The 19,302-nt window shown below is 69.1% G+C and carries 12 protein-coding genes, 1 tRNA gene and 1 rRNA gene; 12 read left to right on the top strand and 2 right to left on the bottom strand.

The features are described 5' to 3' along the window. From rrf to ACWD3I_RS27940, 3 genes are all read left to right on the top strand, one after another. Positions 1–93: ribosomal RNA gene (rrf, locus tag ACWD3I_RS27950) — 5S ribosomal RNA — on the top strand; the annotation flags it as partial. A gap of 114 nt (positions 94–207) precedes the next feature. Beyond that, positions 208–870, top strand: a complete 663-nt coding sequence (locus ACWD3I_RS27945; RefSeq protein ID WP_365397943.1) for a DegT/DnrJ/EryC1/StrS family aminotransferase — start codon at positions 208–210, stop codon at positions 868–870. A 93-nt stretch (positions 871–963) separates the two neighbouring features. Continuing rightward, positions 964–1,039: transfer RNA gene (locus ACWD3I_RS27940), tRNA-Thr, on the top strand. A gap of 46 nt (positions 1,040–1,085) precedes the next feature. On the opposite strand, the gene ACWD3I_RS27935 is transcribed toward ACWD3I_RS27940, so the two are convergent. Continuing rightward, positions 1,086–3,836 (bottom strand): SpoIIE family protein phosphatase, encoded by a 2,751-nt coding sequence (locus ACWD3I_RS27935; protein WP_365397771.1) that lies wholly within the window; start codon positions 3,834–3,836, stop codon positions 1,086–1,088. A gap of 378 nt (positions 3,837–4,214) precedes the next feature. On the opposite strand from ACWD3I_RS27935, the gene ACWD3I_RS27930 reads away from it, so the two are divergent. The 9 genes from ACWD3I_RS27930 (at position 4,215) to ACWD3I_RS27890 (ending at position 18,565) form a co-directional block, all read left to right on the top strand. Beyond that, positions 4,215–9,680, top strand: coding sequence for a HAMP domain-containing protein (locus ACWD3I_RS27930; protein WP_365397774.1), 5,466 nt, complete (start codon positions 4,215–4,217; stop codon positions 9,678–9,680). Positions 9,681–10,011: 331 nt separating this feature from the next. Next, on the top strand, positions 10,012–10,698 hold the full coding sequence (locus tag ACWD3I_RS27925; RefSeq protein ID WP_266821383.1) for a response regulator: 687 nt from the start codon (positions 10,012–10,014) through the stop codon (positions 10,696–10,698). A gap of 124 nt (positions 10,699–10,822) precedes the next feature. Further along, positions 10,823–13,549 carry a DNA translocase FtsK gene (locus ACWD3I_RS27920; protein WP_365397777.1) on the top strand — a complete coding sequence of 909 codons (2,727 nt, stop codon included), beginning with the start codon at positions 10,823–10,825 and terminating at the stop codon, positions 13,547–13,549. Between the two features lie 270 nt (positions 13,550–13,819). After that, positions 13,820–14,659: a helix-turn-helix domain-containing protein gene (locus ACWD3I_RS27915; RefSeq protein WP_365397780.1), complete on the top strand. Its 840-nt coding sequence runs from the start codon at positions 13,820–13,822 to the stop codon at positions 14,657–14,659. A gap of 99 nt (positions 14,660–14,758) precedes the next feature. After that, a complete protein-coding gene (gene rimO / locus ACWD3I_RS27910; protein ID WP_365397783.1) occupies positions 14,759–16,255 on the top strand; it encodes a 30S ribosomal protein S12 methylthiotransferase RimO in 1,497 nt (498 codons plus the stop codon). Next, on the top strand, positions 16,252–16,971 hold the full coding sequence (gene pgsA / locus ACWD3I_RS27905) for a CDP-diacylglycerol--glycerol-3-phosphate 3-phosphatidyltransferase (RefSeq protein WP_365397786.1): 720 nt from the start codon (positions 16,252–16,254) through the stop codon (positions 16,969–16,971). The genes rimO and pgsA overlap by 4 nt, the downstream gene beginning before the upstream one ends. After that, positions 16,968–17,504 (top strand): CinA family protein, encoded by a 537-nt coding sequence (locus tag ACWD3I_RS27900; protein ID WP_365397789.1) that lies wholly within the window; start codon positions 16,968–16,970, stop codon positions 17,502–17,504. The genes pgsA and ACWD3I_RS27900 overlap by 4 nt, the downstream gene beginning before the upstream one ends. A 109-nt stretch (positions 17,505–17,613) precedes the next feature. Beyond that, positions 17,614–17,994: a helix-turn-helix domain-containing protein gene (locus ACWD3I_RS27895; protein WP_046256999.1), complete on the top strand. Its 381-nt coding sequence runs from the start codon at positions 17,614–17,616 to the stop codon at positions 17,992–17,994. A 301-nt stretch (positions 17,995–18,295) separates the two neighbouring features. Then, entirely contained in the window at positions 18,296–18,565 is a 270-nt protein-coding gene (locus ACWD3I_RS27890) for a hypothetical protein (protein WP_365397792.1), read from the top strand. On the opposite strand, the gene ACWD3I_RS27885 is transcribed toward ACWD3I_RS27890, so the two are convergent. Next, a complete protein-coding gene (locus ACWD3I_RS27885; RefSeq protein ID WP_365397795.1) occupies positions 18,513–19,274 on the bottom strand; it encodes an SDR family NAD(P)-dependent oxidoreductase in 762 nt (253 codons plus the stop codon). The genes ACWD3I_RS27890 and ACWD3I_RS27885 overlap by 53 nt on opposite strands. Positions 19,275–19,302: the final 28 nt, after the last annotated feature.

Below are 19,302 nucleotides of genomic sequence, written 5' to 3'. Positions count from 1 at the left end.
ACGCCCGGTTACATTCCGAACCCGGAAGCTAAGCCTTACAGCGCCGATGGTACTGCAGGGGGGACCCTGTGGGAGAGTAGGACACCGCCGAACAATCATTCAAAGGGTTGGATCCTGAACTTCGGTTCGGGGTCCAACCCTTTTTTGTTCTGCGTCACTTGAAGTTCACGTTCCACAACCACCATCCGAAGCATGGGTACTGCTGCAATGCTCAGGGCCGCCGGCGTCGGAGTCGGTGACGAGGTCGTGGTGCCGGCCTTCGGAAATGTGGAGGTCGCCGAGGCCGTCGTCCTGGCCGGTGCGCTTCCGGTGTTCGCCGACATAGATCCGGTGACCTACTGCCTCAACGCGTCCGCTGTCGAGGCAGCCGTGACCGCGCGGACCGCGGCCGTGGTCGTCGTACATCGATTTGGGCGGCGGGCCGGCATCGCGGCCCTGCACGCTCTGGGACAGCGTCATGGGCTGCTCGTGCTGGAGCAGGGTGAGTCCGAGGCGCCGTACGACGAAGTCGCTCAGCGCAGGGAGCGGGCGGCTTACCTCGATGGGAAGTTGAAGGGTGTGGGCAAGCCCGACGGCGGTGACGGGCACACCTATCAGCAGTACGTCGTGCGGGTGCCCGGGAACGGGCGGCCCGATCGCGATGCCTTCGCTCGCGCCTTGCGTGGCAAGGGCGTTGAGTGCCGGGTGCCGGTCAAGACGCCTGTGCACCGGCTGCCCGAGTTCCGGCGTTGTGTGTCGCTGCGGGAGACGGAGCTGGCGGCGGACGAGACGTTGGCGCTGCCGGTGGACGCGTCCCTGACCAAGCGGGACATGCAGCGGGTCGTGGGTGCTTGCAACGCGCTCGGAGGGCTGCTTCAGGCAGCCTTCTGAACGGGCTTCGTACCTCGTGGGCGTGGTTGGGAACACCGGTCTGTTCGGGGTATGATCTATCCCGTTGCCGCGAGGGAAACCTCGAAGCGACAGGCCCCCTTAGCTCAGTCGGCAGAGCGTCTCCATGGTAAGGAGAAGGTCAACGGTTCGATTCCGTTAGGGGGCTCCAACTGAAAGGCCCCGCCCAATTGGGCGGGGCCTTTTTCGTACCCTTCTCAGTCCTTGTGGAGGCCCGGGACCCGCATGGCCAGGATCGCCATGTCGTCGGACGGGGCGTCCGAGGCGAAGCGTTCCACGGCGCGCATGATGCGGGCGGCGACCGCGCCGGCGGTCAGGCCCGTGCAGGTCGTGAGGACGTCGGTGAGGCCGTCGTCGCCCAACATGCGGGCGCCCTCGCGGCGTTCGGTGACGCCGTCGGTGACGCACAGCAGGACGTCGCCCGGGTCCAGGGTGACCGTCTGCTCGTACAGCTCCAGATCCTCGATCACGCCCAGGAGGGGCTGCGGCTCGGCGGCCGGTTCGACGGTGCCGTCCTGGCGGAGGCGGAGCGGGAGGGGGTGGCCTGCGCAGACCACCTTCAGTTCGGCGCTGCCGTCCTCCTGGGGGCGCATCTCGCCGTAGAGGAGCGTCAGGAAGCGGCTGCGGGCTCCCTCATCGAGGATCGCGGAGTTGAGGCGCTCCAGGACGGCCGGGCCGCTGAGGCCCTCCCTGGCCAGCAGCCGCAGAGCGTGGCGGGCCAGGCCCGTCACCGCTGCCGCGTTCGGGCCCGTACCGCAGACGTCGCCGATGGCGAAGCCGTAGGCGCCGTCGCTGATGGGGAAGACGTCATAGAAGTCGCCGCCGACCTCGTTGCCCTCGCCGGCCGCGCGGTAGATGACCTCGACCTCGACGCCGTCGATCTCGGGGAGCTCGGGCGGCAGGAGGCTGCGCTGGAGGGACTGGCTGATGGCCGTGCGCTCGGAGTACAGGCGGGCGTTGTCCAACGCCAGCGCTGCCCTGCGGCTCAAGTCCTCGGCCAGTTCCAGGATTTCCTGGCGGAAGTGTTCGTCCGTCGGCTTGCCCAGGGTCAGCATGCCGATGACGCGGTTGCGGGCCACCAGGGGGAGGACGACCGTCTCGCCGCCCACTGCCGATGCGGTGGCGAGGGTCGGGCCGATGCCCGCGCTGAGGCGGCCGATGGGTTCGCCGAGGCCCAGGCTGCGCATGGAGGTGCGCAGGGCCGCCTGGTGGGCCGCCTCGGCGGGGGCGGACCAGACGCGGGCGCCCGGGGTGGGTACCGGGTCGGGCGGGGAGATCTTCGAGAGCAACGACTTGATGCCGTCGATGAGTTCCTCGTCCTCGTGCAGGACGTACGACAGGTAGGGCTCCGAGGCCTGGTCGGCGATCGTGTAGACCGCGCACCAGGTCGCCAGGGTCGGGACGGTCATCTGGGCCATCAGGGCCAGGGTCTGATCGCGGTCCAGAGTGCCGGCCAGGAGGTCGGAGGCCTCGACGAGGAAGCTGAGCGATCCTCGGCGCAGGCGTTCCAGTTCGCCGAGGCGGGCCGACTCGACGGCCAGCGCGATGCGGTCCGCGGCGAACTGGAGGCGCAGGGCTTCCTCGTTCGAGTATCTGCCGGGGCCTTCGGCCGCGACGCCGAGGGAGCCCGTGAGGCGTCCCTCGACCTTCAGGGGGACCGTGACGACCGAGCGCATGCCGGTGCCGCTCAGGAGCGGGACTGCGCCAGGGACCGCCGTGAGGTCCTCGTGGACGGCCGGCATGCGGGCCGAGCCGTAGCGGCCGGGGCCCGCCTCGACGGGGACGCGGGCGAAGCGCTGGCGGGCGGAGGGCAGGCCGGTGGAGGCGCGGACCTCCAACTCCGTTTCGTCGTCGGTGGCCAGGAGCAGGAAGGCGGAGTCGGCGTCGAGCATGTCGCGGGCGCGTTCCACCGTGCGCTGGAGGAGGCCGTCGAGGTCGTCCGGGGCCGGGGAGCCGATGAACACCTCGAAGGGGTCGGTGCTCTGGCCGTCGGAGGAGGGTGAGGTGTCGGAGGCCGGGATGCGCAACGGGGTCTGGAGGACCGCGCGTTCGTTGTCGCGGACCAGGAGGCAGACCGTGGAGGGCTCGCCGTCCGTGTCGCGGACGCGGAGGTGGGAGGCGTACACGGGGGTGACGCGGCCGTTGGCGCCCCTTATGCCGTAACTGCCTTCCCAGCGGGAGAGTTGGAGCGCCTCCGCGATGCCCGTACTGGTGCCCGGGGTGTGGGGCCAGGCCGCGAGGTCGGTCAGGGGTTTGCCGATGACCTGCTCGGCCGGGTAGCCGAAGAGTTCCTCGGCATCCTCGTTCCAGGCGGAGATGGCCGCCGTACGGTCGATCTGGACGACGGCGACGCGGACGCGGCCGTCGGCGAGGGGGAGGAGGTCCGCGGGGAGCGAGGGGCCGGCGGCGCGGGTGCCCACCGGGCGTTCGGGGAGGGCGATCTGGAACCAGACCTGTTTGTGTGTGGGCGTGTACTCGACGCCCCAGCGGCCGGCCAGGGCCGCGCACAGCTGGAGGCCGCGGCCGCCCTCGCGGTCGGGGCTGCCCATGGTGGCGAGGGAGCCCTGGAGGGGGACCTCGCGCTCGGGGTAGCGGTCGCCGACCTCGATGCGTACGCCGTCGTCGCTGCGCAGACACAGTACGTCCGCCGTGGTGCCCGCGTGCACCACGGCATTGGTCACCAGTTCGCTGGTGAGGACCACCGCGTCGTCGACGATGTCCGCGAAGCCCCAGCCCTGGAGTGTGTCGCGGACGAAGGAGCGGGCGCTCGCGACCGAGCGCCCGACGGGCTCGAAGCTGGCGGCCGCGCGCGCGGTGATCACAGAACTCCTCGAGCGGTTGTCGACGTGCAGGGCTGCGCCGCCGACCGGCTCGTGCCGCTGGTGCGGCAGGCCGTCCGTCGGCCGGCGGTCCGGGGGATGTCCCCCAGGGATCAGTCCGGTGGTCATGTTGTGCGGCCGCCCCTCCGATGCCCGCTCGTTCTCGTGCCACCGCCCAAGGCCGGACGGACCGGCGCGGCTGGACAGCCGCATGCAAGGTTACTTACCTTCCCCGTCCATGCGGATGCCGGTCACCAGTGTTTCCGTCCGGAGGGTGTGCGGACGATGTGCGAAGCTGCCGAACTGTTATGGCCTGGTTCAGCCAGGGTGAAACACTGGGCAAGCTTCTTGTGAAGGTCCGGGCAGGCTGAGTGTGGTCCGCGCAGTGTGGGCAGCAGCCCGGGGTGCGGCCTGGTCTATCCGGCAGAAAAGCGCAGCATTAACCGGTACGTCGAACAGTAGTACCGGAGCACAGCAGTAACGGTCGACCCCTGCGGGAGGGACACAGTGGAGTCTGGCGCAGCGACGCGGGGCACTAAGACGCGCGCGAAAGGCGGACAGTCCCTGAACAACCAGCGCAAACCGCGCGGTGGGACCACCGCGGTGGACACGGCCGCCCTGAATCGACTGCTGGCGGCTCTCGTGTCGATGCGTGACGGGAACTTCCGGAAGCGGCTCACGGTGTCCGGCGACGGCGTGTTGTCGGAGATCGCCGCTGTTTACAACGAGGTGGCCGACCGGAATCTGCATCTGACGGGTGAGTTGTCGCGGGTGCGGCGGATGGTGGGCCGTGAGGGCAAACTCACGGAACGGCTGGAAATCGGCGCCTGTGAGGGGTCGTGGCTGACCGCCATCGACGCTTCCAACGCCCTGGTCGACGATCTCGTACGACCTGTCTCGGAAGTCGGCCGGGTGCTTTCCGCGGTAGCGGAGGGCGATCTGTCGCCTCGTATGGAGCTGCGGACGCAGGCGGCGGACGGGTCCGGGCATCCGCTGCGGGGTGAGTTCCTCAAGGTCGGGCGGACCGTCAACAACCTGGTCGACCAGCTGTCGACGTTCACCGACGAGGTCACGCGCGTGGCCAGCGAGGTGGGTACCGAGGGCAAGCTGGGCGGACAGGCCAAGGTGCGCGGTATGTCCGGTTCATGGAAGGACCTGACGGATTCCGTCAACACGATGGCGTACCGGCTGACGGCGCAGGTGCGGGACATCGCGCTCGTCACCACGGCCGTCGCGAAGGGTGACTTGTCCCGGAAGGTCACGGTTCACGTGGCCGGCGAGATGCTCGAACTGAAGAACACCGTCAACACGATGGTGGACCAGTTGTCGTCCTTCTCCTCCGAGGTGACCCGCGTCGCGCGCGAGGTGGGCGTCGAGGGTGAGCTGGGCGGGCAGGCGCAGGTGCCCGGTGTGGCGGGTGTGTGGAAGGACCTCACCGATTCGGTGAACCTGATGGCCGGCAATCTGACGGCCCAGGTGCGCGGGATCGCGCAGGTGACGACCGCGGTCGCCAACGGTGATCTGTCGCAGAAGGTCACCGTCTCTGCACGTGGTGAGGTCGCGCAGCTCGCCGACACGATCAACCAGATGACCGAGACGCTGCGGATCTTCGCGGACGAGGTCACACGGGTGGCGAACGAGGTCGGTGCCGAGGGCCAGCTCGGCGGGCAGGCGAACGTGCCGGGTGCGGCGGGAACGTGGAAGGACCTCACCGATTCGGTGAACACGGTCTTCCGGAACCTGACCATCCAGGTGCGGGACATCGCCGCCGTGACGACGGCCGTGGCCAACGGTGATCTGTCGCAGAAGGTCACCGTCGACGTGGCCGGCGAGATGCTGGAGCTGAAGAACACCGTCAACGGGATGGTGGACCAGCTGTCCGCGTTCGGTGCCGAGGTCACGCGTGTGGCGCGTGAGGTCGGTGTCGAGGGCGAGCTGGGCGGTCAGGCGCAGGTGCCCGGGGCCGCCGGTACGTGGAAGGACCTCACCGACTCCGTCAACACGGCGTTCCGGAATCTCACCGGACAGGTGAGGAACATCGCCCAGGTGACGACGGCCGTGGCCAACGGTGATCTGTCGCAGAAGGTCACCGTGGACGTCTCCGGCGAGATGCTCCAGCTGAAGAACACCGTGAACACGATGGTGGACCAGCTGTCGGCCTTCGCCGACCAGGTGACACGGATGGCCCGGGACGTGGGCACCGAGGGCCGTCTCGGCGGTCAGGCCGTGGTGCCGGGGGTCTCGGGGACGTGGAAGGAGCTCACGGACTCCGTCAACTTCATGGGTGGCAACCTCACCTCGCAGGTGCGGCAGATCGCCCAGGTGACGACGGCGGTGGCGCGGGGCGACCTGTCCCAGAAGATCGACGTGGACGCGCGCGGCGAGATCCTCGAGCTGAAGAACACCATCAACACGATGGTCGACCAGCTCTCCGCCTTCGCCGACCAGGTGACCCGGGTCGCCCGTGAGGTGGGCACCGAGGGACGGCTGGGCGGGCAGGCGCAGGTGCCCGGCGTCGCCGGTGTGTGGCGGGACCTGACCGACTCCGTGAACGGCATGGCGTCCAACCTGACCGGCCAGGTGCGCAACATCGCGCAGGTCGCCACCGCGGTGGCCCGGGGTGACCTGTCCCAGAAGATCACCGTGGACGCGCGCGGCGAGATCCTGGAGCTGAAGAACACCCTGAACACGATGGTCGACCAGCTGTCGTCCTTCGCCGAAGAGGTCACGCGTGTGGCCCGCGAGGTGGGCACCGAGGGAATCCTCGGCGGTCAGGCCGAGGTGCAGGGGGTCTCCGGCACCTGGAAGGACCTCACGCAGTCCGTGAACTTCATGGCGAACAACCTGACGATCCAGGTGCGCAACATCGCCGAGGTCACGACCGCGGTCGCCAAGGGCGATCTGTCGAAGAAGATCACCGTCGACGCGAAGGGCGAGATCCTCGAACTCGTCAGCACCGTCAACACGATGGTGGACCAGCTGTCGTCCTTCGCCGAACAGGTGACCCGGGTGGCCCGCGAGGTGGGCACCGAGGGCATCCTGGGCGGCCAGGCCCATGTGCCCGGTGTAGTGGGCATCTGGAAGGACCTCAGCGACAACGTGAACCTGATGGCCAACAACCTGACCATGCAGGTGCGGAACATCTCCCAGGTCGCGTCGGCCGTCGCCAACGGCGATCTGACCCGGACGGTGACGATCGAGGCGCGCGGCGAGGTCGCGCAGCTCGCCGACACCTTCAACACCATGGTGAAGACGCTGAGTTCGTTCGCCGACCAGGTCACCAAGGTGGCCCGTGAGGTGGGTACGGACGGAATCCTCGGCGGGCAGGCGCGCGTGCCGGGTGTGGCCGGTACGTGGAAGGACCTCACCGAGTCGGTGAACCAGATGGCGTCCAACCTGACCGGTCAGGTGCGGAACATCGCCATGGTCACGACCGCCATCGCCAAGGGCGACCTGACGAAGAAGATCGACATCGACGCCCGGGGTGAGATCCTCGAGCTGAAGACCACCATCAACACGATGGTCGACCAGCTGTCCTCCTTCGCCGAGGAGGTCACCCGCGTCGCCCGCGAGGTGGGCACCGAAGGGCAGCTCGGCGGCCAGGCACGGGTGCGTGACGTCGACGGCACCTGGCGCGACCTCACCGAGTCCGTGAACGAGATGGCCGGGAACCTGACCCGGCAGGTGCGTGCCATCGCGCGCGTGGCGACCGCGGTGACCCGTGGCGACCTGAACCTGAAGATCGACGTGGACGCGTCCGGGGAGATCCAGGAACTCCAGGACTACATCAACAAGATGATCGCCAACCTGCGCGACACCACGATCGCCAACAAGGAGCAGGACTGGCTCAAGGGCAACCTGGCCCGTATCTCCGCGCTGATGCAGGGCCGCCGCGACCTCGCGGACGTGGCCTCGCTGATCATGAGCGAGCTGACGCCGGTGGTGTCCGCGCAACACGGCGCGTTCTTCCTGGCGATGCCGCTCGTCGACGGCAAGGACGCGAGCGCCGACCAGGAGGAGTCGTACGAACTGCGCATGCTCGGGTCCTACGGCTACTCCATGGGATCGATGCCGACGTCCTTCAGGCCGGGTGAGGCACTCATCGGGACGGCCGCGCAGGAGCGGCGCACGATCCTCGTGGAGAACGCGCCGAGTGGCTATCTGAAGATCTCCTCGGGGCTCGGGGAGGCGCCGCCCGCGCAGGTGATCGTGTTGCCGGTGCTCTTCGAGAGCCAGGTGCTCGGCGTCATCGAGCTGGCGTCGTTCACACCGTTCACGCAGATCCAGAAGGACTTCCTGAACCAGATCGCCGAGATGATCGCGACCAGCGTCAACACCATCTCCGTCAATACCAAGACCGAGGTGCTGCTGCGGCAGTCGCAGGAGCTGACCGAGCAACTGCGTGAGCGGTCGGCGGAGTTGGAGAACCGGCAGAAGGCCCTCCAGTCGTCCAACGCCGAACTGGAGGAGAAGGCCGAGCTGCTGGCCCAGCAGAACCGCGACATCGAGGTGAAGAACACCGAGATCGAGGAGGCGCGGCAGGTCCTGGAGGAGCGCGCCGAGCAACTCGCCGTGTCGATGCGCTACAAGAGCGAGTTCCTCGCCAACATGTCGCACGAGCTGCGTACGCCGCTCAACTCGCTGCTGATCCTGGCCAAGTTGCTCGCCGACAACGCGGACGCCAATCTCTCGCCGAAGCAGGTCGAGTTCGCCGAGACGATCCATGGCGCCGGCTCCGACCTGCTCCAGCTGATCAACGACATCCTGGACCTGTCGAAGGTCGAGGCGGGCAAGATGGACGTCTCGCCGACGCGCATCGCGCTCGTCCAGCTCGTGGACTACGTGGAGGCCACCTTCCGCCCGCTGACCGCGGAAAAGGGCCTCGACCTGTCCGTGCGGGTCTCGCCGGAGCTGCCCGCCACGCTGCACACCGATGAACAGCGGCTGCTGCAGGTGCTGCGCAATCTGCTGTCCAACGCGGTGAAGTTCACCGACTCCGGGGCGGTGGAGCTGGTCATCCGGCCCGCCGGCGCGGATGTGCCGATGCAGATCCGTGAGCAGTTGCTGGAGACCGGTTCGCTGCGGGATCCGGACGCCGATCTGATCGCGTTCTCCGTGACCGACACCGGGATCGGGATCGCCGCGAGCAAGATGCGGGTGATCTTCGAGGCGTTCAAGCAGGCCGACGGCACGACGAGCCGGAAGTACGGCGGTACGGGTCTCGGTCTCTCCATCTCGCGGGAGATCGCCCAGCTGCTCGGTGGTGAGATCCACGCGCAGAGCGAGCCGGGACGCGGTTCGACGTTCACGCTGTATTTGCCGCTGCACCCGAGCGAACTGCCCCCGCAGGGCTATCAGCAGTCCGCGGCGGTCCTGGAGGTCGGTGACCTCGGCGCTTCCGAGAACGGCCGCACCGAGGTCGAGATCGGGACGCCGGCCGAGGTGAAGTCGTACCAGGAGACCCAGAACGGTGCCGCGGCGCTCTTCAGGCGCCGCCGCAGGACCCTGCCGGAGGCCGAACAGCGGCCCCAGCTGGACCAGTGGGCGGCGACGACGGCGCAGAGCCCGGCGCCGGAGGTGCGGCGCGGCATCCGGTTCGGCGGCGAGAAGGTGCTGATCGTCGACGACGACATCCGCAACGTCTTCGCGCTCACCAGCGTCCTGGAACAGCACGGACTGTCGGTGCTGTACGCCGAGAACGGCCGCGAGGGCATCGAGGTCCTGGAGCAGCACGACGACGTCACGGTCGTGCTGATGGACATCATGATGCCCGAGATGGACGGGTATGCGACGACGACGGCGATCCGCAGGATGCCGCAGTTCGCGGGCCTGCCGATCATCGCGCTGACCGCGAAGGCGATGAAGGGCGACCGGGAGAAGGCGATCGAGTCGGGCGCCTCCGACTACGTCACCAAGCCGGTGGATCCCGATCATCTGCTGTCGGTCATGGAGCAGTGGATGCGGGGCGCGTGACCGGAGCGGATGCAGGACGCGTGACGGGATCGGGCGGGCTTCGCGTGGATGCTGCGAGAACCTTCTGTGTTCACGCGGAGTCGCTGACACAGTGTGCTCGAAGCCGTGTAGAAGTACGGGATTCGGGGAACCTTCTGGTCTCCCGCTACGTTTCTGCTACGTGCACAGTGACATCGCGGTGACAGGGTGTGGCGACGGGCGGGGTGCGGCTACCATGACCGGCACAAGGACGGGCGGCGCAAGGGAGTCGTCCCCCGGGGCGGCACCTGCCGGTGTCACCACGAGTCCTGAGGACAGGGGAGGCCCCAAGCCGGGGCGAGGAGGGCGGGCCATGGTGCAGAAGGCCAAGATCCTCCTGGTCGATGACCGGCCGGAGAATCTGCTGGCGCTGGAGGCCATCCTCTCCGCGCTCGATCAGACGCTGGTGCGGGCATCGTCCGGGGAGGAAGCGCTCAAGGCGCTGCTCACCGACGACTTCGCGGTGATCCTGCTGGACGTGCAGATGCCGGGCATGGACGGCTTCGAGACGGCGGCGCACATCAAGCGGCGCGAGCGCACCCGGGACATCCCGATCATCTTCCTCACCGCGATCAACCACGGTCCGCATCACACCTTCCGAGGGTATGCGGCGGGCGCGGTCGACTACATCTCCAAGCCCTTCGACCCGTGGGTGCTGCGTGCGAAGGTCTCCGTCTTCGTCGAGCTGTACATGAAGAACTGCCAGCTGAGGGAGCAGGCGGCGCTGCTGCGGCTCCAGTTGGAGGGCGGTGCCGCCGGCAAGGCTCCGGCCGGTGAGGCGAAGGAGCCGGCGGGACTGCTGGCCGAGCTCTCGGCGCGGCTCGCCGCGGTCGAGGAGCAGGCCGAGGCCCTGTCCAAGCAGCTGGACGACGAGTCGGCGGACGCGGCGGCCGTGGCCACCGCGGCTCATCTCGAACGCAAACTCACCGGCCTGCGGCGGGCACTGGACGCCCTGGAGCCGGGAACAGGCAGCACACAGTCGGTGCCCTCGCAGAACTGACCCCCACGCGCGGCTCAGTTGCGGGTGAGTGCGTGTCAGTTCCGCGTCCCCGCAGGGGCGACACGAACGGGTGAAGCACCGGGCACACGTGTCCGTTGTCGTCTCCCCCGGTAACCTCACACCTATGGCCTCACGTCCCTCCGCTGCCAAGAAGCAGCCCGCGAAGAAGGCGGCGGCTCCGGCGAAGAAGGCCGCTGCGAAGAAGGCTCCGGCGAAGAAGGCGCCCGCCAGGAAAGCCGTCGCGAAGAAGACCGCGCCGGCCCCGAAGCCGGCGCCGAATCCGACCGGCGGCATCTACAAGCTCGTGCGCGCTGTCTGGCTGGGCCTCGCGCACGCCGTGGGCGCCGTGTTCCGCGGCATAGGGAATGGCGCGAAGAACCTCGACCCGGCGCACCGCAAGGACGGTGTCGCGCTGCTGCTGCTCGGCCTCGCGCTGATCGTCGCGGCCGGAACCTGGTCGAATCTGCGCGGTCCCGTCGGCGACCTGGTCGAGATCATCGTGACCGGCGCCTTCGGCCGCCTCGACCTGCTCGTGCCGATACTGCTCGCGGTCATCGCCGCCCGGTTCATCCGGCACCCCGAGCAGCCCGAGGCCAACGGCCGCATCGTGATCGGCCTGTCCGCGCTCGTCATCGGTGTGCTCGGCCAGGTCCACATCGCGTGCGGCGCACCCGCCCGCAGCGACGGCATGCAGGCCATAAGGGATGCGGGCGGCCTCATCGGCTGGGGCGCGGCGACCCCGCTGACCTACACCATGGGCGAGGTCCTCGCCGTACCGCTGCTCGTGCTGCTCACGGTCTTCGGGCTGCTGGTCGTCACGGCCACCCCGGTCAACGCCATCCCGCGGCGACTGCGGGAGCTCGGCGTGCGGCTCGGCGTCATGCACGATCCTGCCGAGGACGAGTTCGGCGAGGACGACGAGCGGTACGACGACCAGTGGCGCGAGGCGCTGCCGGCGCGCACCCGTAGGCGCGGGTCGGCGCCCGAGGCGTACGACCCCGACAGCGCCGAGCAGGAGGCCCTCTCGCGGCGTCGAGGCCGCCCCCGGCGCTCCGCGGTGCCGCAGCCCGACATGGACCGCCCGATGGACGCCGTGGACGTCGCCGCGGCGGCGGCCGCCGCGCTCGACGGTGCCGTCCTGCACGGCATGCCGCCGTCGCCGATCGTCGCCGACCTCACCCAGGGCGTGAGCGTCGGGGACCGCGAGGACACGACGCCGACGCCGGTGCCGACCCCCGTGCCGGCCCCGGCCGCGCGCCCCCGGCAGGAGAAGCTGAAGGTCCAGGAGAAGCTGAAGGTCGAGGTCGCGGACCTCACCAAGCCCGCGCCCGAGGCCCAGGGCGAACTGCCGCCGCGCGCCGAGCAGCTCCAGCTGTCCGGTGACATCACCTACTCACTGCCCTCGCTCGACCTCCTGGAGCGCGGCGGCCCCGGCAAGGCGCGCAGCGCGGCCAACGACGCCGTCGTCGCCTCGCTGACGAACGTCTTCATGGAGTTCAAGGTCGACGCGGCCGTCACCGGCTTCACGCGCGGGCCGACGGTCACGCGGTACGAGGTCGAGCTCGGCCCCGCCGTGAAGGTCGAGCGGATCACCGCGCTGGCGAAGAACATCGCGTACGCCGTCGCCAGCCCGGACGTCCGGATCATCAGCCCGATCCCGGGCAAGTCCGCGGTCGGCATCGAGATCCCGAACACCGACCGCGAGATGGTCAACCTCGGGGACGTGCTGCGGCTTGCCGCGGCGGCCGAGGACGAGCATCCGATGCTGGTGGCGCTCGGCAAGGACGTCGAGGGCGGCTATGTGATGGCCAACCTCGCGAAGATGCCGCATGTGCTCGTTGCCGGAGCGACCGGTTCCGGTAAGTCGTCGTGCATTAACTGCTTGATCACTTCCATCATGGTCCGCGCGACCCCCGAGGACGTGCGGATGGTCCTCGTCGACCCCAAGCGCGTCGAGCTGACGGCGTACGAGGGCATTCCGCACCTGATCACGCCGATCATCACCAACCCCAAGCGGGCCGCCGAGGCGCTCCAGTGGGTCGTACGGGAAATGGATCTGCGCTACGACGACCTGGCGGCGTTCGGGTACCGGCACATCGACGACTTCAACGAGGCCATCCGCGAGGGCAAGCTCAAGACGCCGGAAGGCAGCGAGCGGGAGCTGAAGACCTACCCGTATCTGCTGGTGATCGTCGACGAGCTCGCCGACCTGATGATGGTCGCGCCGAGGGACGTCGAGGACTCGATCGTGCGCATCACGCAGCTCGCGCGCGCGGCCGGTATCCACCTGGTGCTCGCCACGCAGCGGCCGTCGGTCGACGTCGTCACCGGTCTGATCAAGGCGAACGTGCCCTCCAGGCTCGCCTTCGCCACCTCCTCGCTCGCTGACTCGCGGGTCATCCTCGACCAGCCCGGCGCCGAGAAGCTGATCGGCAAGGGTGACGGGCTGTACCTGCCGATGGGCCAGAACAAGCCCACCCGTATGCAGGGCGCCTTCGTGACCGAGGACGAGGTCGCGGCGGTCGTCCAGCACTGCAAGGACCAGATGGCGCCCGTCTTCCGGGACGACGTCGTCGTGGGGACGAAGCAGAAGAAGGAGATCGACGAGGAGATCGGCGACGACCTGGACCTGCTGTGCCAGGCGGCCGAGCTGGTGGTCTCCACGCAGTTCGGGTCGACCTCCATGCTCCAGCGCAAGCTGCGGGTCGGGTTCGCCAAGGCGGGTCGCCTGATGGACCTGATGGAGTCCCGGGGGATCGTCGGACCGAGCGAGGGATCCAAGGCTCGTGACGTTCTTGTGAAGGCTGATGAGCTGGACGGAGTGCTCGCGGTGATCCGCGGGGAGGCTTAAAGGCAGGAAACGGGGCGCAGTGGTCGCCGGGCCCACGGATGAGCCGCCGATGGGTGTTCGATCGTGACTCACCCGTAAGGGATCATTGAGCAACCGTTTCCCTTCGGCGTACGTCAAGTTGAGGGAAGCGAAAAGCTGCTGCCCCGCCATCGGTGTGTCCGGCCATACCGATGGCGTACAAAGTCCCACCGCCCGGTTGCCCCACCCTTTCGCACCCCCCCTAGACTGAATCCTCAGCACAGGTGGCTTAAACGCTCGAAAGGCGCCCCCGTGTCCATCGGCAACTCCCCTGAAGACGAGCGTCCGTTCGAAGACGACCGCGAGGAAGCCCGTATCTCCATCGGCCGTGCCCTCCAGCAGGCACGTATCGCGGCCGGGCTGACCGTCGACGACGTCAGCAACGCCACCCGGGTCCGCATCGCCATCGTGCATGCCATCGAGGCGGACGACTTCGCCCCCTGTGGCGGGGACGTCTACGCCCGTGGGCACATCCGAACCCTGGCCAAGGCCGTCCATCTCGATCCGGCCCCGCTGCTGGACCAGTACGCCGCCGACCATGGCGGCGGGCGTCCGGCGCCGACCCCGGCTGCCCCGCTGTTCGAGGCGGAACGCATCCGTCCCGAGCGGCGTGGACCCAACTGGACCGCGGCCATGGTCGCCGCGATCGTCGCCGTGGTCGGCTTCGTCGGATTCACCGCGTTCAAGGGTGACGACGAGGGCGGGAAGGCGCAGGTCGCCGAGGGCGCCGCGCCCTCGGCCAGCAAGACCTCCTCGCCCACGCCCAAGAGCGAGAAGCCCGAGTCGCCGAAGCCGGACCCCTCCGACAGCGCCATCGCGGCCGCGCCCCAGGACAAGGTGACCGTCCAGGTCGGCGCCCCCGACGGCCGGAGCTGGATCTCCGCCAAGGACCACAACGGGCGGCTGCTGTTCGACGGCGTGCTGGAGAAGGGCGACACCAAGACCTTCCAGGACAGCGAGAAGATCAACCTCGTGCTCGGCGACGCCGGGGCGATCCAGCTGTACGTGAACGGCAAGAAGATCGACGACGACTGGCAGCCGGGAGCCGTGGAGCGGCTCACGTACACGAAGGGCGACCCGACGGTCGGTTAGGACCCGGATGAGCGTTCCGGCAGGCATGGAAGGGGTTGGCGCCAAGATCGCCAACCCCTTCGACGTGGGGTGTCAGTGGAACGAAGTAGTCTTGAGCCCATGCCTGAACGCCGTACCGTCGCACTCGTCACTCTTGGCTGCGCCCGTAACGAGGTGGACTCGGAGGAGCTCGCAGGCCGCTTGGAGGCGGACGGCTGGGAACTCGTCGAGGACGCCGAGGACGCGGACGTCGCCGTCGTCAACACCTGTGGCTTCGTCGACGCCGCCAAGAAGGACTCCGTCGACGCCCTCCTGGAGGCCAACGATCTCAAGGGGCACGGCAGAACCCAGGCCGTCGTGGCGGTGGGCTGCATGGCCGAGCGGTACGGGAAGGACCTCGCCGAGGCCCTCCCCGAGGCGGACGGTGTGCTCGGCTTCGACGACTACGCCGACATCTCGGACCGCCTGCAGACCATCCTGAGCGGCGGCGTCCACGCCGCCCACACCCCGCGCGACCGGCGCAAGCTGCTGCCCATCAGCCCTGCCGAGCGGCAGGACTCGGCCGCGGCCGTCGCGCTGCCGGGGCACGGGTCGGCCGCCGAGGCCGCGGAGACCGTGCCTGAGGATCTTCCGGAGGGGATCGCTCCGGTCTCCGGACCCCGTGCGCCCCTGCGCCGCCGTCTGGACGGCGCCCCGGTCGCCTCGGTGAAGCTCGCCTCCGGCTGCGACCGGCGCTGCACGTTCTGCGCCATCCCGTCCTTCCGTGGCTCCTTCATCTCGCGCCGCCCCTCCGACGTGCTGAACGAGACGCGGTGGCTGGCCGAGCAGGGCGTCAAGGAGATCATGCTGGTCTCCGAGAACAACACCTCGTACGGCAAGGACCTGGGCGACATCCGTCTGCTGGAGTCCCTGCTGCCCGAGCTCGCCGAGGTCGACGGTCTGGAGCGGGTGCGCGTCAGCTACCTCCAGCCGGCCGAGATGCGGCCCGGGCTCATCGACGTGCTCACCTCCACGCCCAAGGTCATGCCCTACTTCGACCTCTCCTTCCAGCACTCCGCCCCCGGCGTGCTGCGCGCGATGCGCCGCTTCGGCGACACCGACCGCTTCCTGGAGCTGCTCGACACCATCCGTGGCAAGGCCCCGCAGGCCGGTGTGCGCTCCAACTTCATCGTGGGCTTCCCGGGCGAGACCGAGGACGACCTGGCGGAGCTGGAGCGATTCCTGAACGGCGCGCGGCTGGACGCCATCGGCGTCTTCGGCTACTCCGACGAGGAGGGCACGGAAGCGGCGACGTACGACAACAAGCTCGACGAGGACGTCGTCGCCGAGCGCCTCGCGCGCGTCTCCCGGCTGGCCGAGGAACTCGTCTCGCAGCGGGCCGAGGAGCGCGTGGGCGAGACCGTGCAGGTGCTGGTGGAGTCCGTGGACGACGAGGGTGTCTACGGACGCGGCGAGCACCAGGCCCCCGAGACGGACGGCCAGGTGCTGCTCACGAGCGGCGAAGGTCTGAGCGTCGGTCGTATGGTCGAGGCGAAGGTGGTCGGTACCGAGGGTGTCGATCTGGTGGCCGAGCCGCTGGCCGGTTCGCTCGCGTGTAGTGAGGAGGCGGGCAGATGACCGGAGCACCGGCATCCGCTGCGGGTGGCCCCTCCCAGGCGGGTGCGTCCGGCACGGCGGGTGCGTCCGGCACCGACACCGGTGCCAAGTCCGCGCGGAGCGGGAAGATCGCCGCGGCGGCCGTCAACCAGGCCAGTCTCTGGAACATCGCCAACCTCCTGACCATGCTTCGGCTGCTGCTGGTGCCGGGCTTCGTCGCGCTGATGCTGGCCGACGGCGGGTACGACCCGGCCTGGCGGTCGTTCGCCTGGGCGGCCTTCGCCGTCGCGATGATCACCGACCTCTTCGACGGTCATCTGGCGCGCACCTACAACCTCGTCACCGACTTCGGGAAGATCGCCGACCCCATCGCCGACAAGGCGATCATGGGGGCGGCGCTCATCTGTCTGTCCTACCTCGGCGATCTGCCGTGGTGGGTGACCGGCGTCATCCTCGGGCGGGAACTGGGGATCACACTGCTGCGTTTTGTGGTCATCCGGTACGGCGTCATCCCGGCGAGCCGCGGCGGCAAGCTGAAGACGCTCACCCAGGGCATCGCGGTCGGCATGTACATCCTGGCGCTGACGGGGTGGCTGGCCACCGCGCGGTTCTGGGTGATGGCTGTGGCGGTCGCGCTGACCGTGGCGACCGGCCTCGACTATGTGAGACAGGCCATTGTGCTGCGTCGGCAGGGAATCGCCGAGCGCCAGGCGGCGTTGGAGGAGACGGAAGCGTGAATTCCCCGGCCACCGAAGTGGTGCGACTACTCACGGTGAGGGCGGAGACGCTCGCGGTCGCCGAGTCGCTCACCGGTGGGTTGGTTGCGGCGGAAATCACAGCGGTCCCCGGGGCGTCCAAGGCGTTCCGGGGTTCGGTGACTGCCTACGCCACCGAGCTGAAGCATGGACTGCTCGGCGTCGACGCCACGCTGCTGGCTGAGCGCGGAGCGGTGGATCCGCAGGTCGCGGCCCAGATGGCGGCCGGAGTGCGCAAGGCGCTCGGTGCCTCCTGGGGCATCGCGACCACGGGTGTCGCAGGTCCGGAGGAACAGGACGGAAAGCCCGTCGGGACGGTCTATGTGGCGATCGACGGACCCACCTCGGAACTCTCCGTTGGCGGGAAAGTGGCGTCGCTGCGGTTGAACGGCGACCGGGCGGAAATTCGTATGGAGAGTGTACGGAGCGTACTCGCACTGCTCCTTCAGGAGCTTGCGGGCGAACAGACCGGGAATGAGCGGGCACAGGATACGGAACGGAACGGGGGGTTTTGATGTTTGCAGCCCTGAGTGAACACGACATCGCTCCCCGCACGGCCGCGGCGCAAGGCGGTACGGTGGGGCGTGAAGGATGCGGCTACGCGGTCCGAGGAGGGAGCCACCGATGATTCTGCTCCGTCGCCTGCTGGGTGACGTGCTGCGTCGGCAGCGCCAGCGCCAGGGCCGTACTCTGCGCGAAGTCTCCTCGTCCGCCCGAGTCTCACTCGGCTATCTCTCCGAGGTGGAGCGGGGGCAGAAGGAGGCATCTTCCGAGCTGCTCTCCGCCATCTGCGACGCGTTGGACGTACGGATGTCCGAACTGATGCGGGAAGTGAGCGACGAGCTCGCCCTCGCCGAGCTGGCCCAGTCCGCTGCGGCCACCCCCAGCGAACCCGTGCCCACGTCGGTACGTCCGATGCTGGGCTCCGTCTCGGTGGCCGGTGTGCCGCCGGAACGGGTCACCATCAAGGCGCCCGCCGAAGCGGTGGACGTCGTCGCCGCTTGAGCGTCACCGGCGTTTGCGCTTGAGATGCGCTCGAAGACGCACTGAGGGCGCGCTGAGAAGTGCGGGAGGCCCCGGCCAGGTTTCTCCGGATCATCCGGAGAGGCGTGGGCCGGGGCTTTCGTGCATCGTGGAGTGACATGGTTCGCGGTCACCGGTGCCGGTTGTGCGGACGATGCCTCTCTGCGCTGTCGGTGCGCCCGCGCGGTGGGTGACGCAGGTGACCTAGCTTCGGGTTGTTCGGGTTGGTCGGCCTGCTCGTCTCGTTCACCCCGTTCGTCCTGCTCCGGCTGGAGGTGGGTTGATGGCGCGGCCGACAGTGCGGTGGGGGGTGGCCCTCGGGGCCGGGGTGGTGTGGTGGTGGGCCGTGCTGCGGCTGGCCTTCGCTCCCGGCGCGGGGGTGCTGGAGGGTGCGGTCGCCGCCGGAGGGTGGGGGCTGAGTCTGCTGCCGGTCCACTGTGTGCCCAGGGCGCGGGCGGCCGGAGCGCTTGCCGTGGGGCGGTGGCGGGCGGCCTGGGGGGTCACCAAGGCATCGCCACTCCGCCGTTCGGACGCAGGATCTGGCCCGTCGTGAAGGACGAGGCGTCGGACGCCAGATACAGCACGGCGTGGGCGATGTCCTCCGGCTCGCCGACCCGGCCCAGCGGGGACATCCGGGCCATCAGCGCCTCGGTCCGCTCCTGGGCCTCGCCGTGGCGGTCGGTCATGGGGGTGCGGATCCAGCCCGGGGCGACGGCGTTGACGCGGATGCCGTGGCGGCCGACCTCGGTCGCCAGGGTCTTCGTCAGTTGGACGACGGCCGCCTTGGCGGCGCCGTAGCAGAGCAGGCCGGGACCGCCGGTGTCGACGGCGCCGGAGGCCATCGTGATGATGCTGCCCCTGGTCCGGTGCTCCAGCATCAGTCGGGCCGCCTCCTGGCAGGCGTACAGGACTCCCTTGAAGTTGACGTCCAGGACCCGGTCGAGGTCCTCGTCCCGGGTCTCCAGGACCGTGCTGCTGTGCATGATTCCGGCGATAGCCGCCATCACGTCCAGGCGCCCGCAGGAGGCGACGGCCTGGTGGAGCTGGTCGCGGTCCGAGACGTCGAGGTGGTGGGTGTGGGCGGTGCCGCCCGCGTCCTTGATCAGGGTCGCCGTCTCGTGCAGGCCCTGCGCGTCCCGGTCCGCGCAGTGCACGGTGGCACCGGCTTCGGCGAGCAGGACCGCGGAGGCGCGGCCGATACCGCCGGCGGCGCCGGTGACGAATGCGGTGCGTCCGGTCAGGTCGTACGCGCTGACGGTCATGGGGGGACGGTACGAGGGTTTCTGACGG

The organism is Streptomyces sp. NPDC002817, from assembly GCF_053592055.1.
The sequence above is the reverse complement of the archived record's forward strand: the minus strand, read 5'-3'. Positions and strand labels throughout refer to the sequence as shown.